This is a genomic window from Peribacillus aracenensis (genome assembly GCF_025175645.1).
GTDB lineage: Bacteria > Bacillota > Bacilli > Bacillales > DSM-1321 > Peribacillus > Peribacillus aracenensis.
The window spans coordinates 31,589-47,941 of sequence record NZ_JANZMJ010000025.1; the positions used below are offsets into that span (position 1 = coordinate 31,589).

Below are 16,353 nucleotides of genomic sequence, written 5' to 3' on the forward strand. Positions count from 1 at the left end.
CTTATCATGGCTGATTTATCAATTGATCTTGCAGGTATTAAATCTCCCAATCCTTTTTGGCTTGCTTCAGCACCACCTACTAATTCGGGTTATCAAGTCCAGCGCGCATTTGAAGCTGGCTGGGGTGGAGCTGTTTGGAAGACGTTGGGTGATCCCATCCTGAATGTTTCATCGCGTTTTGCAGCGGTCAGCTTTAATGGACAGAGAGTTGCCGGGTTCAACAATATAGAATTGATTACGGATCGACCTCTTGAAGTGAATCTGAAAGAAATATATGAAACGAAGAAGAGATTCCCTGATCATGCAATCATTGCATCGGTGATGGTGGAGCCACAACAGGAAAAGTGGCATGAAATCATCAAACGTATAGAAGATGTAGGGGTCGATGGTTACGAGTTGAACTTTGGTTGCCCGCACGGTATGGCTGAGCGTGGGATGGGAGCTGCTTCGGGACAGGTTCCCGAACTTGTGGAAAAGCAAACATACTGGGCGAAGGAAGCTGCATCCAAACCTGTCATCGTCAAGCTTACACCCAATATAACTGACATTACGGTTACGGCTGAAGCGGCGGTGCGCGGCGGTGCGGATGCAATAAGCATGATCAATACGATCAACAGCTTGGCGGGAGTGGACATCCATTCATGGAATACGATTCCTCATGTAGGCGGCAAGGGGGCTCACGGAGGGTATTGCGGTCCGGCCGTGAAGCCGATTGCCTTGAATATGGTGGCTGAGTGTGCAAGGAATAAAATGATCAATGTTCCCATTTCCGGAATAGGCGGCATTTCAAATTGGCAGGATACGGTGGAATTTCTATTGATGGGTTCGACTGGAGTTCAAATTTGTACGGCTGCCATGCATCACGGTTTTAGAATAGTAGAAGACTTGATTGATGGCCTGTCCAATTACCTTGATGAAAAAGGGATCTCTTCCGTGATGGATATTGTCGGTAAGTCCGTACCGCGTTATTCCGACTGGGGGAATTTAGACCTCAATTACAAGGTTGTTGCGCGCATTAATAATGATGTGTGCATCAACTGCAATAAATGCCATATTGCGTGTGAAGATACATCTCATCAATGTATAGATATGTTAAAGGACACGTCAGGCAGCTCCTTCTTGAGAGTGCGCGAAGAGGATTGTGTAGGCTGTAACCTTTGCTCGATCGTCTGTCCTGTCGATGGGGCGATCGATATGATCGAATTGACAAATGAATTACCTCCAATGACATGGAATGAACGCCAGTCTTTCCTTGGGGGCATAAGCAGTGAAAGTGTTGATTTCGTAAAATGATGGAGGGATTGAAGATGAAGAAAATCATTAAAAATGGAACGATTGCAACCGCTGCAGATACGTATCAGGCGGATATATTGATTGAAAATGAGAAGATTGCAATGATTGGCAAGGACCTGCCTGCTGAAGGGGCTGAAATCATTGATGCAAGAGGGGCATATATTTTTCCGGGGGGCATTGATCCGCATACCCATCTCGATATGCCGTTCGGAGGGACAACGACGAAGGATGATTATGAAACGGGGACGATAGCTGCTGCATATGGGGGCACGACGACGATCATCGACTTTTGTCTGACCGAAAAAGGGGAGCCGTTAAAAAAAGCAATTGAAACATGGCATGAAAAGGCCAATGAAAAAGCGGCCATAGATTATGGATTTCATTTAATGATCAGTGAGATTAATGATGATGTATTGGCTGAGCTGCCAAGTATCATCGATAATGAAGGGATTTCTTCCTTTAAAGTGTTCATGGCTTACAAGAATGTTTTTCAAGCTGATGATGCCACGCTATACCGCACTTTGTTGCAAGCAAAGGAACTTGGCGCACTTGTCATGGTTCACGCTGAAAATGGTGATGTCATCGATTATCTTACAAAGCAGGCGCTTGCTGAAGGTAACACCGATCCAATTTACCATGCATTGACAAGGCCACCGGAACTTGAAGGGGAAGCAACTGGACGTGCAGCTAAACTGACGGAAATGGCAAATGGTCAGCTTTATGTGGTTCATGTCACCTGTGAAGATGCGGTTGAAAAGATCACTGAGGCAAGAAATAAAGGGGTGGATATTTGGGGAGAGACTTGTCCGCAATATTTGGTTCTTGACCAGTCTTATCTTGAAAAGCCCCATTTCGAAGGATCTAAGTACGTATGGTCCCCGCCGTTAAGGGAGAAGAAAAACCAGGAAGTGCTATGGAATGCTTTGAAAACGGGACAGCTGCAAACCATCGGCTCCGATCAATGCTCTTTTGATTTTAAGGGACAGAAGGAACTTGGGCGTGAAGATTTCACGAAAATACCGAACGGTGGCCCAACGATTGAGGACCGCATGAGCATCCTCTTCTCTGAAGGGGTCATGAAAGAGCGTATTACCTTGAATCAATTCGTCGACATGACCTCCACGCGTGCTGCTAAACTATTTGGGTTATTCCCTCAGAAAGGGACGATTGCAGTAGGTTCGGATGCTGATATTGTCATTTTTGACCCTAAAGTTGAAAGGGCCATTTCTGCTGATACCCATCATATGGCTGTGGATTATAATGCGTTCGAAGGTATGGAAATTACAGGTGAACCGGTTTCCGTTTTATCGAGAGGTCAATTCGTCATTAAAGACAAACAATTTGTAGGCGAAGCTGGAAAAGGGCAATTCCTGAAACGGGCAAAATATAATGCGGCGCTGAAGCCGGATACCGGGAAAAAGCTTCCAGTCTAACTTCGGTAAGGAAACTTGCAAATTAATTTAGGGGGATTTTCTATGAGTGAGAAGAAGGATTATTTAAAGTCTCCCGATTTGCTGCCTATACCTCATAGTGAGAAAAATATAAGTGCAGCCGGATTTGGTTTCATTTGGGTGGGCATGGCTGTAGTATTGGCCGCCTTCGCAATCGGTGGGAACGGTGTTCAAAGTTTATCCTTAGGCTGGGTCGTTCTTGCAACGGTCATTGCCTGTGTGGTTCTCGGCTTTTTGATGACAATGACAGGGGATATTGGTGTTGAACATGGAATATCATTCCCAGTCTATATGAGGGCGCCGTTCGGTACGATTGGCACCCACATCCCTTCGGTTGTACGGGGTTTTGTAGCGTCATGCTGGTTCGGCCTCAATACTTACTTTGGAGCCACTGCAATGAACGCTATCTTCACAACCCTTTTTGACTTTGATAATTGGTTTATATGCTTTCTCATTTTTGCCGTATTACAATTGGTCAACACGGCAATGGGAATAAAGTCGATAGAACGATTCGCCGACTTGGCGGCGCCCGTTATCATTTTAATTTCTGGCTGGATGTATTTCACTCTATCCGATCAGGCTGTGGCCAAAGGGAGAGATGTATGGTCCTGGATTGAAAGTCCGGTCACTGGCGGGGCTGCCGCCACTGCCTTCGTGGTCGTCATCATGGCTAATATGGGGTTTTGGGGCACATTGACTGCAGATATGCCCACACTTTCCCGCTATATTAAGGCACCAAAAAATGAAAAAAATTGGTTCAAGCGCAATAAGGGGCAAATAATTGGGAATATTATCACCTATCCCATCACGCAGACGTTCATGGTCATTATCGGAGCGGTTTCTTATATGGCCGTTTCCAATTATGATCCTGTAGTTGCCGTACAGGGATCAGCAAGTGGAATTGCTCTCGGCGTCCTTTTAATCATGATCGTATTCGCTCAATGGTCGACGAATACTACGGCCAATGTCATTCCCGCGGCTACCATTTTCTCCAATGTCATGGGTCCTAAAATGCCATTCTGGGCGGGAGTCGTTGTGGCGGGAGTTATTGGGATAGTAGTTCAGCCATGGAGCCTGTTCGGCATCATAATAGAAGTTTTATTAATAATAGGTGGAATCCTGGCATCCATTGTCGGCATCCTTGTAGCGGATTACTATTTCCTCCGTAAACGGAGAGTGAATGTAAAAGAACTTTATGAGAGTGAAGGTCAGTATAAATACTTGAATGGAGTGAATTGGGCAGGAATCATTTCTTGGGTGATTGGAGGAATAGGGGCGACGATTTTTTCAAATTATTCGTTTATTATTGGCTTATTTCTCGGCGGTGCAAGTTATTATATATTAGCTAAGTATTGGTGGTTCAAGCGATATGAACAAGCTGAAATCATGGATCCCAGCGATGAGAAATATTTAGGGATTTCCGTTGGCAGGGATTGGAAAATCGAAAAAGGTACAGAACTTGAGGAAGAGATGGTTTTTCCGGCTACAACGGGCAAGGAGAACGTATGAAAAGGGGGGAATGGAAATGTCCGAATATCAAGAGTATCTCTTAGAAAGGGAACAAATCGATTTTTTACTTGAAAGAGGATATCGAATCACCCGGGTTTCCGAAAGTTTAAGTGGAGCTTTTCTCGATTTTGAACTGATTGAAGGAACGAAACAGGAATGGAAGCAATTGAACATCAAGACCCCGGAAGGAAGGAAATACTTCTCTACATTGCTTGTCAAAAAATTGCATTGAAATGGTTATGGACCGGACCTATTCCTCACGAATGGGTCCTTTTTCTTGTACCTGCTCGAGCTTTTTGTAGAATTTTGACGTTAGAGTTTCTAACAAGTGTCTGGAGATTTAAGGGGTGTCCGTTTATAATAGATTTTAAAGCAGTATTATAAAAGGATGTGGACGGATGAATACATCGATTACAGTCGAGGAAATTCTAACACGCAAGCATTTTAATCTGACGGATATAATTGCAGGTAGCGGTGGGATAAAGCGTCAAGTGAAGTGGGTACACTGTATGGAAGTCACCCAAATCAGCCATTTGTTAAATGGAAATGAACTGATTCTGACCACAGGTTTAGGGTGGAAGGATTGCGATGACACATTTCTATCCTACTTAAGACAGTTAATTGAATGCGATGCGGCCGGACTCTGTATAGAGGTTGGCGCCGACACCATGGCCGTGCCGCAATGTGCCATTGATCTCGCAAATGAACGGCAATTCCCTATCATCCTATTTCATGAAGAAGTCCCCTTCGTAGAAATCACACAGGATATTCATTCCCTTATCATCAATAAACAATATGAGATGATCTCCAACTTAGAAAACTACTCCCAGCAGTTAAATAAAAATCTCCTCGAAATTGACCATTATGAACCAATTCTAAAATTTCTCCACAGCTATTTAAATGTACAGGTTATTCTTATCTTTAATGAAAATGAAATAGCAGTCATTCCAAAAACCAAGAAAAAAATAACCTTTCAAATGGTAGCGGACATATACGAAGAGAAGCGGAAATTAAATAAAACCGTTCTTGGACAGCCGATTCAAGTGCTCGGTGAAAATTATGCGGAACTGTTCATTTGCAGCAACGGCAGAGAGTTGACTGATTTTGATTCTCTGATCTTGGATCGAACGGCTACCGCATTGGCACAGCATCTATTAAGGGAGTTATATATAGAAGAAAAGAAAATGTCGGAAGAAAGTAAATGGCTTACAAATTGGATTGAAGGTGAATATAGTGACGAAGCAATCCGGGAGAGGCTTTCCTATCTTGATCCGAAAATGCAGTTGGATGGCGGAATTGTTTGCATTTGCAAACCACACCCAAAATATAAAAGTTCCACAAAATTAGATGGAACCTATTTTAAGATAATGTTTAGAACAGTTTTTGAACAGTATGGATTCCAGATATTCTCCATGGAAATACATCAGCATCTTGTTTTTATTTTAGGTGATAATCGTTCATCTGAAGATTGGAAATCAAGGGTTACAAGCGCGGTGGATCGAATCATGAAAATGGATGTAAGCGGGCGTAATCGTATGGGTCTGCTTTCCATTGGGTTTGGAAAGCATGTTCAAAGGTTAAGTGAGATTTATAAAAGTTATGAAACGGCCCGTGAGACTTTGCTGCTTCAGGATACACTACCAGAGGATAGCAGGAGCTTCTTTTATCAGGACTTACATATGCATCGCATGATTTCGCTCATAAATAAACATGGTAATCTGGAGGAAACGGTGTACGAATATTTAGGTCCGGTCATTGAGTATGACAAGCAAAACAATGGTGAGTTAATGCCTACCTTGAAGACCTATCTTGCTTGTAACGGTTCCAAACAGGAAACATCGAAACAACTATTCATTGTCCGGCAAACACTATATCATAGGCTTGAAAAATTGGAGAAACTGCTAGGTTCAGATTTTATGCGTTCAGATAAGCGTCTAGGCCTTGAATTCATGATTTTTGCATTGGACTTCTTACAATACAGCAGCAGGCAGGTAAGTGGGAAATATGTAGACAAATATATTGGGAGATAAAAAAATAAGAACGACCGAAGGGTGTCCCGGGGACATCCTTTTTTAATGCAAGGAAAGGAAAGCTAATAAAGGATTAATGCTGACATCAAAATGGCCTAAATAGCTTCTTGATGTCAGCATCTTTTATTAATATTCATCTTTTTTGGAAAGGCAGCGGTCACATTCCAAGAGGTAGGATTCAGCTTGTTCAGTGATATGGGTCCCGCATTCCGAACATTGTTTAGGTGGCAGCGTCCTGAAGAATTCCAATGGGTTTTTAGTTTGCATGATGATTCCTCCTTATGATTTGGTTTAATTTATTCTTCGTGTTTCGAAAGGCAGCGGTCACATTCCATTAAGTAGGATTCGGCTTGTTCAGTGATATGGGTCCCGCACTCCGAACATTGTTTAGGCGGCAGAGTCCTGAAGAATTCCAATGGGTTTTTAGTTTGCATGATGATTCCTCCTTTTTGATTTGGTTTAATCAGTCTTCGCGTTTGGAAAGGCAGTGGTCACATTCCATTAAGTAGGATTCAGCTTGTTCAGTGATATGGGTTCCGCACTCCGAACATTGTTTAGGCGGCAGAGTCCTGAAGAATTCCAGTGGATTTATAGTTTGCATGATGGCTCCTCCTTTTTGATTTGGTTTAATTAGTCTTCACGTTTGGAAAGGCAGCGGTCACATTCCATTAAGTAGGACTCAGCGTGCTCAATAATATGGTCACCGCACTCGGGGCAATGTTTAGCAGGGATATTGTTAAAAAACTCAATGGATTTTTTCTTTTGCATGATATTTCCTCCTTTTTAATGGTAGATATATTTTCCGATCGCTTTATTCTTCACGTTTGGAAAGGCAGCGATCGCATTCCATCAGATAGGAATCTGAGTGGTCCACATGTGTTTCACCACACTCCGGGCAATGTTTAAATGAATCGATTATGAATAAATCTGATTGATTTGCTTGCATGTCTCGCTCCTCCTCTTTATAGTACAGTTTTCGTTATTTGTTTGTTGTTATAATACAGTATATACCCGAATTTGGAAATTGTATAGGTATTTTACAGAAAATTTGAAATTTTTTTTCGCGATTAGTGTGGAAACCTTATAGGAAAGCGATTTAACATCCATTTATTTTTGTATTTTTCTTTATGGGAAGTAGGGAATGGAAGAAATAATGCTTTTTATGAAAGGAAAAAACAAAGTGCGAAGCGAAAGGGACAGACAATTTTCAATTGGTTGTGATAGATATAATGTAACAGATGTGGAACAGGAAAGTTCAGTGATCAGTGAATGCCTGTTTCACAGCTATGTAACAAATCAGAGCTTGTTTTAAAATGGTGCAAAATTCAAGTGGCAGCGATTATTTGTAAATTACTGGGGGAAATGCTTATTTAACAATCAGAAAAAATGTCCGTGTGGTTTTAGTACATCAGTAAAGAGGTAACTTGCTAATAGAAGTACAATCATGGGAGGTAGCATATGTCGAAGGCGATGATTATCATCAATCCATCTTCAGGTAAGGAAAAGGCAGGGAAGATTTTGCCGAAGGCGGAAAAGGCCCTTGGTGAATTTTATGATGAGGTAAGCGTTTGTAAAACGGAAGGAGAGGGGGATGCTACTGATTTTGCTAAGGAGGCCTGTGCAGAAAGGTTCGATGCTGTCATTTCCATGGGTGGGGATGGAACGGTGAATGAGATAGTGAATGGCTTGGGCGAGCAGCAACATCGGCCTATTTTCGGAATCATTCCACTAGGAACCATTAATGATTTCGCGAGATCTTTGGGAATACCCTTGAATCCGAATGCAGCCATTGAGATATTAAAGGATATGCATATTAAGGAATCGGACATAGGGAAGATCAATGACCGTTACTTCATGAATGTGTTGGCAGTAGGGGCGATCGCCGAGGCCACCTATAATGTTACCGTTGAACAAAAAACCCGTCTAGGGTCTTTTGCATATTTCATTGAAGGAGCAAAAGCGATCATTAAAAAGACTCCGTTTTCTTTAACAGTTGAACATGATCAGGGAAAATGGATAGGCGAGGCCCATTTACTAATTGCAACAATGACTAACTCTGTCGGCGGTTTCGAACAACTTGCACCAGAGGCGGAAGTGAATGATGGAAAACTGCACACATTCATCATTAAGGATTTATCTCTTCCTCTCATCGTCAAGATCATTCCCAGTTTAATTAAGGGGGAGATCAAGGGGCATGACGAAGTTGAATATATTAAAACATCCAAGCTCCATTTAGCCACATCAGAGGAACTGGCAGTCAATATCGATGGCGATGAAGGCATCCTTCTTCCCTTCCAGGCAAACGTACTGCACAAACATCTTCGCCTCTTTGTCCCGGGACCTAAATAAGTTTTTTTGTCAAAGCTTATGTAATGTCTTTTCACAAGGCTGTTTTCGCAATGCTTTGTTGCTATTTACCAAGTAGTGCGGTGTGGTTGATTTCCCCTCCAGATGCTCGCTTTCCGCAGGGCGGGCGGTGAGCCTTCTCCGCGTAAACGCCTGTGGGACTCACCTATCCCGCTGGCTCCCGCAGGAGTCTCGTTTTAAAAACAACAATCTTTACGAAAAGAGCCTTTCACAAAGACCATTTTCATCCATCATGCGGGAAAAGCTGATTATGGTTAGCCAATCAGCTTTTTTCTGTTTTATGCGTACCAAGTTTGTTGATGGAGTTGATTTTGAAACATTCAATCACCTCGATCTTCATGATATTCTAACAGGTATCATTATTCAGGAGGATTCTAGGTTAGAATAGTTAATGCATGAATGAATGGGTATAAATATGTTACGCTTATAGTTATGAGAATAGATGAGAGAGGAAGTTTGATGTTTGTATGGAGTTTTTTCTTGTTATATTAGCCCTTCTTATATTGATTGGAATGTCTAATGTAATTAACCATTTTATACCCTTTATACCTGTACCATTAATACAGATAACACTGGGTGTCATATTGGCACTTTTACCCTTGGGAATGCATGTTGAGATGGAGACGGAATTGTTTTTACTGTTATTCATTGCGCCCCTATTGTTCAATGATGGCAAAAATGTACCCCGAACAGCGCTATGGAAGTTGAGAGCGCCCATTCTAATGCTTGCACTAGGCCTTGTATTCATAACGGTTTGGGCAGGCGGGTATTTGATTAATTGGATGATCCCTTCGATTCCATTGCCGGCAGCTTTCGCTTTGGCAGCCATTTTGTCACCTACAGATGTTGTGGCAGTGAGCGCTTTGGCGAGTCGGGTCAAGTTACCGAAGAGCATCATGCACCTTCTCGAAGGAGAAGGACTAATGAATGATGCCTCAGGTCTAGTTGCCTTTAAGTTTGCCGTTGCGGCTACAGTCACTGGTGTTTTCTCCTTAGTCGATGCAACCTTCAGTTTCATATGGATTTCAATTGGTGGGTTTGTAGGTGGAGCAATAATTGCTTTCATCATTATTAGGCTTCGTGTTGTTCTTCGCCGTTTAGGGATGGAAGACGTCACGATGCATATGCTGATCCAAATCCTAACTCCTTTTATTATTTTCCTCGCTGTGGAACATTTCCACCTTTCAGGGATTTTAGCAGTCGTGGCGGGGGGAATTGTCCATGCCGTTGAACGAGATCGGGAAATATCACCAACCGTGGAACTTCAGGTCGTTTCAAGAAGTACATGGTCCGTCATTTTATATATATTAAATGGCCTTGTATTCGTCTTGCTTGGCTTGCAAATCCCAAGCGTTGCGAAAATTATCTTTCAAGATCCGGCCTTCAATAATGGACAAGTGATCCTTTATATCGTGGTCATTACACTTTTCCTCTTCGCTTTACGATTCATTTGGCTTACGGCTGCCTGGTCGATTGGCTGGATGATGAAAAAAACAGGCGCCCAAAAACCGGACTTCAAAGCGGCCGGAATCATTACCATTTCCGGTGTTCGCGGAGCTGTAACGTTAGCGGGTTCGTTTTCGATTCCGTATGTGTTGGCGGATGGAAGTCCTTTTCCTGAGCGTTCGTTAATCATTTTCATAGCAGCAGGAGTCATTTTGCTGACCTTGATTGTTGCGAGTGTATTTCTGCCAATCGTGGCACGGTCTGAAGAAGAGGAAGTGGTGGACAAGCAGGCTGACAAAACGAAAACTGCTGCCATTCACTCACATCAAGCGGCAATTCGGGTGATTGAGTCACAAATGACAGATGAAAACCGGGAAGCGGCTTTATCGATCATTTCGAGGTACTTTACCAAGATCAATGAATTATCCTATGTAGAACAGGAGAAAGAACCGGCTGCATTAAGGGAAGAAGAGAAAGAACTTCGCTTCAAGGCCCTTGAAGCAGAGCAAAGATTCCTGGATAAACTCATCAAGGATGAAAAAGTGGACCGGGAGACGGCGTATATATGCAAGGAATACATCCAGCGAATGGAAAGTGCCGTAACAAATCGACTGAAGTTCCGTTTTTTCAGGTCGGTAACGCTTTTCAGAAGAAGTATGCTGAGGGTTTTAAAATTATTTTTCCCTAATAAAAGTGAAATAAGAAAAATCAATCTTAAGAGATTGGAAAAGGTCAGGGATCTTAAAATCAGGATGTATAAAGCTGCCATCCAAGAGATACAGGCCGGAATTACAGCCGATAATCATAAGACATCCTCGATGATCATAGAAGAGTATAAAGTGCTGATTTTAAAATGCAAACGTGAAAATAGAGGCCGGACCCCGAGTAAAATGGCCGATTATGAAAGAGAGCTGTTCTATAAAGGGATCCAGGCAGAACGTGACGACGTGCAGGATATGTTTGAAAAACGAGTAATTTCCCGTGATGTTGCCAACATACTCCGCCAGCAAATCAATTTACGGGAAGCACTGACCATCAATGAAAATGCACATTGATTAACTTAAGGAGAGCACTGCCGGTATATTCGACAGTGCTCCTTCTGGTTTGTGAAGGGAATATCGGGCGGGTCATCGAATCATTAATGTATCCAAAAATTGATGATAGAGGGTGTGTTCAATGAAACAGGACAAGGAAAACGAGACCATCATCTTAACGCCTTATTTACAGGAACATCTTCACCAGCTTTCCCAGTTTTATTTACCGGATACACAAACCCCTTTTTCAGCCCTGCCCGAAGAGTCACTGAAATATTGCCGGGAAGATTGCGACAGGCATCCTATCGTAATATTGGCTGAAGGTATCCCAGTTGGTTTTTTCGTTTTACACATTGGCGAGGACATCACCCCTTTCACCAATGATGAAAAAGCGATATTACTCCGTGGATTTCTTGTTGATCAAAAGCATCAAGGTAAAGGGGTTGCGAAGAAAGCCTTGCAAATCCTTCCGGAATTCGCAAAAGCGATTTTTCCAAACAAGGATTCGATCATTCTGACAGTGAATGTCATGAACGTGATTGCAAAATCGCTATATGCGAAGTCCGGGTATAAGGATACAGGGATTCAAAAAGTAGGCAGAAGCGGGTTGATGGAGATAATGGAGTATCGATTAGATACGATGAACAAGGAAGAAGTGAATAACTAATATTGTTTGATCTCGACTTTTCCAAGAGGAGAGGTCTTTTTTTGTCAAATTTGTTACAGGTGTCATAACAAAACCAATGAATTAGAAGGGCCGCTTTTAATAATGCTGCTGCCTTATGGTACACTTTACTTAATGTAAAATTCGTTAATCGAGGTGTAGTCCTAATGAAAACAGTCGTAGTCGTAGGTGGAGGCATTACCGGTTTATCAACGATGTATTATTTACAAAGAACAGTTAAAGCGAGAAGTCTCTCTGTACGATTGATATTAATAGAAGGAAATGAGGAACTAGGCGGTAAAATAAGGACTGTGCACAATGGTCCATTTAAAATCGAAGCGGGTGCCGATTCGATTGTCGCCAGGAAACAAAATGTAAAACCATTTATTAAGGAATTGAACCTAGAGGAGCAAGTTGTCTATAATGCGACGGGAAAGTCCTTTATCCATACAGATGGGATGCTGAAGGGAATTCCCGAGGATGCCCTATTCGGAATACCAATGAGCCTGGAGTCGCTGGCGAAAAGCGATCTGGTTTCTGCCCAAGGGAAGGTTGACGCCTTAAAGGATTTCTATACAAAAAATGAGACGTTTACGAAGAATGACTCAATTGGTTCATTTCTTGAAAGCTTCTTAGGTAAGGAATTGGTGCAAAAGCAGATATCACCTGTCCTATCGGGTGTTTACTCAGGAAAATTAAATGAATTGACCATTGCCAAAACACTGCCAGAGATGCTGGATTATAAAAATGAATATGGCAGTATAATACGCGGTCTATCGGAAAATAAGCAGAAATACCTAAGCAAGGGAAACAAGAAGTTCCTTTCGTTTAAAAATGGTTTATCAACATTGGTTGACCGAATTGAGGAAAGCCTCGATCTGGTGGAAATTTCAAAAGGGGTCAGCGTGGATAAAATCGGAAGAGAAGATGAAGGATATATCATTTCATTGGCAAACGGTGAAACGCTGGAAACGGACTTCATCGTATTGAGTACACCGCATACAGTAGCCCAGGAATTATTGGGTGATCGGGAGTTGGATGAGGACTTCGACGGCTTGATCAATAGTTCGATGATTAGCGTTTATCTTGGATTCGATATCCCGGACAGCAAGCTTCCTAAAGACGGGACAGGTTTCATTGCAGGTGATAATAGTGATTTGATTTGCAATGCATGTACATGGACTAGCCGAAAATGGGAGCATACTTCTGAAAACAGTCAGCTTTTGGTAAGGCTTTTTTATAAAAGCTCTAGTCCGGACTATGAACGCTTACGGTCCCTTACAAACCAGGAATTGATCCAGGTGGCTTTACGTGACATTAAAAACAGTCTAAGCATTTCCGCGGATCCAGTAACGAATGAAGTGACGAAATGGCATGAAAATATGCCGAACTACCATATTAAACATCCGCAAATCGTTCAATCGCTGGAGGCGAAAATCTCCGAGAATTATCCCAATGTTTTACTTGCGGGCTGTTCATACAATGGTGTCGGTATACCGGACTGTATTGCTGATGGGGAAAAGAAAGCGCAAGAGATATGTCTGAAGTTGTAAAAGGGGGGCTGCCAGTGGCGGTCTCAGACTGTAGACAAACTCGAGGAAAAATATCATCTACTGTTTTTTTTGAGTGTTTGTAAAATGGAACGTTGATTTCCGTCCAGGCACTTGCTTTCCACGGGCTCCCCTGGACGCGCTTTTCCCGCAGGAGTCTCGTACCTTCCGTACCAATCAACTTTGTTTTAACTTTTAGCGATTTTGTAATAGGTACGATTGCAGCACCAGTTATGATAATAATATGTAAGAATTACAATTGAAAACGTGGAAGAATCACGAGAGGTAACTATTTCTATACCCTGCTTTGCTTCATTTCCAATAGTAAATCAGAAAGGACAGCCCTGTGGCGGTCCTTTTTTTGCATGACTGGAAATTCCGTTTGAAGTTTCCCGCATTTCCTGTATAATGATATTCGTAAAATTAAACTGGAAGTTTACTTATACAAAACTTTAACTACTTTGGGTTTACTATAAGTAAACCGATTGAGGGTAATGGGATGCAAATTGGAAGAAAAATAAAGAACCTTCGTTTGAAAAAAGGGTTGACCCAGGAAGAATTGGGGGAAAGAACGGATTTAAGCAAAGGATATATTTCACAGTTGGAAAGGGATCTTAGTTCCCCTTCAATTGAAACTCTTTTCAATATTTTAGAAGTACTCGGCTGCAAGCCGAAGCAGTTCTTCGATGAAGAGGATCAAGTCCAAAAAGTGGTTTATGAAGAAGAAGCACAAACATTTTTCATCGATGAAGAACGCGGGTATCAAATTCAGTGGCTCGTGCCTGAATCGAATGAAAAGGAAATGGAACCTATTCGGCTGACTCTCCAGGAAAAAGGGGAGTTCAAACAGTTTGAACCATCCTTGTCTGAAACATTCGGTTATGTATTAAGCGGAAGAGTTATTGTAAAGCTAGGTACACACACGTATTTTGTCAAGGCGGGGGAGTCGATTTATTTTCATGCTTCAGATGAACATCAAATCATTAATGATTTTGAAGGTCCGTCAGAGTTATTACTCGTGGTGACGGAATCATACTTATAGAATCCAAAACAAATGCAATGGTTGAAGATTGATGAGTAAGGTAATGGAGAGAGGGAAGAAGCAATGTCAAACGGGAATATAATACGCTTCGATCAGGTTACGAAGCAATTTGATGATGATACGGTAGTTCTCGATAATGTTAGTTTTGAAATCGAGAGAGGGAAGTTCTATACGCTTTTGGGTCCTTCCGGATGTGGGAAGACCACGATCCTTCGCTTGATTGCTGGATTTACGGAAGCCTCCAAAGGTGATATTTACTTTGAAGGGAAAAAGATCAATGATGTGCCAGCCAATAAAAGGCAAGTGAATACGGTATTTCAAGATTATGCACTTTTTCCGCATTTAAATGTGTTTGAAAATGTAGCATTTGGTCTTCGAATCAAAAAAATGAAGAATTCGGAAGTGGAAATCAAGGTGAAGGAAGCCCTCAGCTTTGTCAATTTGGAGGGGTATGAAAAACGGGAAATCAGGGAAATGTCCGGCGGTCAGCGGCAACGGGTGGCGATTGCCAGGGCAATTGTTAATGAACCGGAAGTTATCCTTCTGGATGAACCGCTATCTGCCCTCGATTTAAAATTGCGTACAGAAATGCAATATGAATTGCGGGAGCTGCAACAGAGGCTTGGAATCACGTTTATCTTCGTCACTCATGACCAAGAGGAAGCATTAGCGATGTCAGATGAGATTTTTGTCCTTAACAAAGGGAAAATTCAGCAAAGTGGAACCCCTACGGATATTTATGATGAACCGCTGAATCGGTTCGTTGCCGATTTCATCGGTGAGTCTAATATTGTAAAAGGAAAAATGATTGAAGATTATCTCGTGGAATTCGTCGGCAGACAGTTCGAATGTGTCGACCAAGGATTGAACAGTAATGAAGCTGTCGATATTGTCATCCGCCCGGAGGATTTAGAGATTACTTCCGTCGACCGCGGAAAACTGCAAGTTCGGGTGGGCTCCCAGTTATTTCGCGGTGTTCATTATGAAATCAGCTGTTATGACCATGATGGGAATGAATGGCTTGTCCAATCAACGAAAAAAGTGGCAGTTGGAGATGAAATAGGTCTTTATTTCGATCCGGAATCGATTCATGTCATGCGATTGGGTGAGACTGAAGAAGAATTCGATAAGCGTCTGGAAGCGTATCATGATGGAGAAAGTCATGAAGAATAAATTATCCCGGAATATTTACTTCATCCCATATGTCTTATGGATTGCTTTATTCGTGATTGCACCCATTTTGTTAATCCTATACTATTCCTTCTTTGACATTGAAGGAAATCTATCATTGATTAACTATCAAAAGTTCTTTACGCCAGTATATTTAACAATGACATTAAGCTCATTTTGGTATGCTTTCCTGATTACGGGAATATCCCTTTTAGTCGCTTACCCAACCGCATATTTGTTAACGAAAACAAAGCATAAGCAGCTGTGGCTTTTGCTGATCATCGTCCCTTCCTGGATCAATTTACTTTTGAAGGCTTATGCCTTCATTGGTATTTTTGGCACATATGGTGTGGCGAATGGTTTTCTAGAGGTTGTAGGAATCGGAAAGCAGCAGATTCTCTTTACGGATTTCAGCTTCATATTCGTTTCGGTTTATATTTTCATCCCGTTTATGATCTTACCGATATTCAATGCGCTTGATAAAATGAATCCAACCCTTGTGGATGCGGCCAATGACTTGGGAGCGTCCCGTTGGATGACATTCCGCCGTGTCATTTTTCCATTGACGTTAGATGGTGTAAAGACGGGATGCCAGGTAGTCTTCATCCCGGCACTTTCTTTGTTCATGCTTACAAGACTGATTGCCGGTAACCGCGTCATTACGCTTGGTACGGCTATCGAGCAGCACTTCCTTGTGACACAGGATTGGGGAATGGGTTCCACAATCGCGGTATTTTTGATTATTATAATGTTCCTGATTATGTTTGTAACGGGTAACCGAAAGCAGGGTGTGTAAA

The 16,353-nt window shown here is 42.1% G+C and carries 18 protein-coding genes; 13 read left to right on the top strand and 5 right to left on the bottom strand.

Going from position 1 to position 16,353, the window contains the following annotated elements; all coding sequences use genetic code 11:
- Positions 1–6 precede the first annotated feature (6 nt).
- The 5 genes from preA to N0M92_RS20805 all read left to right on the top strand — a co-directional run bounded on the left by preA (position 7) and on the right by N0M92_RS20805 (position 6,283).
- Positions 7–1,293 (top strand): NAD-dependent dihydropyrimidine dehydrogenase subunit PreA, encoded by a 1,287-nt coding sequence (gene preA, locus N0M92_RS20785; RefSeq protein WP_098371750.1) that lies wholly within the window; start codon positions 7–9, stop codon positions 1,291–1,293.
- A 14-nt stretch (positions 1,294–1,307) separates the two neighbouring features.
- Complete coding sequence (hydA, locus tag N0M92_RS20790) at positions 1,308–2,726, top strand: dihydropyrimidinase (RefSeq protein WP_260287619.1); 1,419 nt, start codon at positions 1,308–1,310, stop codon at positions 2,724–2,726.
- A gap of 42 nt (positions 2,727–2,768) precedes the next feature.
- A complete protein-coding gene (locus N0M92_RS20795) occupies positions 2,769–4,253 on the top strand; it encodes an NCS1 family transporter (RefSeq protein WP_260287620.1) in 1,485 nt (494 codons plus the stop codon).
- A 16-nt stretch (positions 4,254–4,269) separates the two neighbouring features.
- Positions 4,270–4,485 carry a hypothetical protein gene (locus N0M92_RS20800; protein ID WP_192207481.1) on the top strand — a complete coding sequence of 72 codons (216 nt, stop codon included), beginning with the start codon at positions 4,270–4,272 and terminating at the stop codon, positions 4,483–4,485.
- A gap of 166 nt (positions 4,486–4,651) precedes the next feature.
- A complete protein-coding gene (locus N0M92_RS20805) occupies positions 4,652–6,283 on the top strand; it encodes a PucR family transcriptional regulator (protein WP_260287622.1) in 1,632 nt (543 codons plus the stop codon).
- A gap of 126 nt (positions 6,284–6,409) precedes the next feature.
- On the opposite strand, the gene yhfH (N0M92_RS20810) is transcribed toward N0M92_RS20805, so the two are convergent.
- Genes yhfH (N0M92_RS20810) through yhfH (N0M92_RS20830) form a run of 5 tightly spaced genes read right to left on the bottom strand, consistent with a single transcriptional unit; the run spans position 6,410 to position 7,229 of the window.
- Entirely contained in the window at positions 6,410–6,550 is a 141-nt protein-coding gene (gene yhfH, locus N0M92_RS20810) for a protein YhfH (protein ID WP_098371755.1), read from the bottom strand.
- Between the two features lie 29 nt (positions 6,551–6,579).
- Positions 6,580–6,717: a protein YhfH gene (gene yhfH, locus N0M92_RS20815; protein WP_192207483.1), complete on the bottom strand. Its 138-nt coding sequence runs from the start codon at positions 6,715–6,717 to the stop codon at positions 6,580–6,582.
- Positions 6,718–6,746: 29 nt separating this feature from the next.
- Positions 6,747–6,884 (bottom strand): protein YhfH, encoded by a 138-nt coding sequence (gene yhfH, locus N0M92_RS20820; protein ID WP_076372630.1) that lies wholly within the window; start codon positions 6,882–6,884, stop codon positions 6,747–6,749.
- 29 nt (positions 6,885–6,913) lie between these two features.
- A complete protein-coding gene (gene yhfH / locus N0M92_RS20825; protein ID WP_260287623.1) occupies positions 6,914–7,051 on the bottom strand; it encodes a protein YhfH in 138 nt (45 codons plus the stop codon).
- Positions 7,052–7,094: 43 nt separating this feature from the next.
- Entirely contained in the window at positions 7,095–7,229 is a 135-nt protein-coding gene (yhfH, locus tag N0M92_RS20830) for a protein YhfH (protein WP_098372155.1), read from the bottom strand.
- A gap of 195 nt (positions 7,230–7,424) precedes the next feature.
- Here yhfH (N0M92_RS20830) and N0M92_RS20835 point away from each other — a divergent pair, with 195 nt between their 5' ends.
- From N0M92_RS20835 to N0M92_RS20870, 8 genes are all read left to right on the top strand, one after another.
- Positions 7,425–7,595: a hypothetical protein gene (locus N0M92_RS20835; protein WP_260287625.1), complete on the top strand. Its 171-nt coding sequence runs from the start codon at positions 7,425–7,427 to the stop codon at positions 7,593–7,595.
- A 146-nt stretch (positions 7,596–7,741) separates the two neighbouring features.
- Complete coding sequence (locus N0M92_RS20840; RefSeq protein ID WP_260287626.1) at positions 7,742–8,632, top strand: diacylglycerol/lipid kinase family protein; 891 nt, start codon at positions 7,742–7,744, stop codon at positions 8,630–8,632.
- 485 nt (positions 8,633–9,117) lie between these two features.
- A complete protein-coding gene (locus N0M92_RS20845; RefSeq protein WP_260287627.1) occupies positions 9,118–11,151 on the top strand; it encodes a Na+/H+ antiporter in 2,034 nt (677 codons plus the stop codon).
- Between the two features lie 121 nt (positions 11,152–11,272).
- Positions 11,273–11,797: a GNAT family N-acetyltransferase gene (locus N0M92_RS20850; RefSeq protein WP_260287628.1), complete on the top strand. Its 525-nt coding sequence runs from the start codon at positions 11,273–11,275 to the stop codon at positions 11,795–11,797.
- A gap of 164 nt (positions 11,798–11,961) precedes the next feature.
- Entirely contained in the window at positions 11,962–13,347 is a 1,386-nt protein-coding gene (locus tag N0M92_RS20855) for a protoporphyrinogen oxidase (protein WP_260287629.1), read from the top strand.
- 496 nt (positions 13,348–13,843) lie between these two features.
- Positions 13,844–14,386, top strand: coding sequence for a helix-turn-helix domain-containing protein (locus tag N0M92_RS20860; protein ID WP_192207490.1), 543 nt, complete (start codon positions 13,844–13,846; stop codon positions 14,384–14,386).
- A 63-nt stretch (positions 14,387–14,449) separates the two neighbouring features.
- On the top strand, positions 14,450–15,559 hold the full coding sequence (locus N0M92_RS20865) for an ABC transporter ATP-binding protein (RefSeq protein WP_260287631.1): 1,110 nt from the start codon (positions 14,450–14,452) through the stop codon (positions 15,557–15,559).
- Entirely contained in the window at positions 15,549–16,352 is an 804-nt protein-coding gene (locus N0M92_RS20870) for an ABC transporter permease (protein WP_192207492.1), read from the top strand. Before N0M92_RS20865 ends, N0M92_RS20870 begins: the two co-directional genes overlap by 11 nt.
- Position 16,353 lies beyond the last annotated feature (1 nt).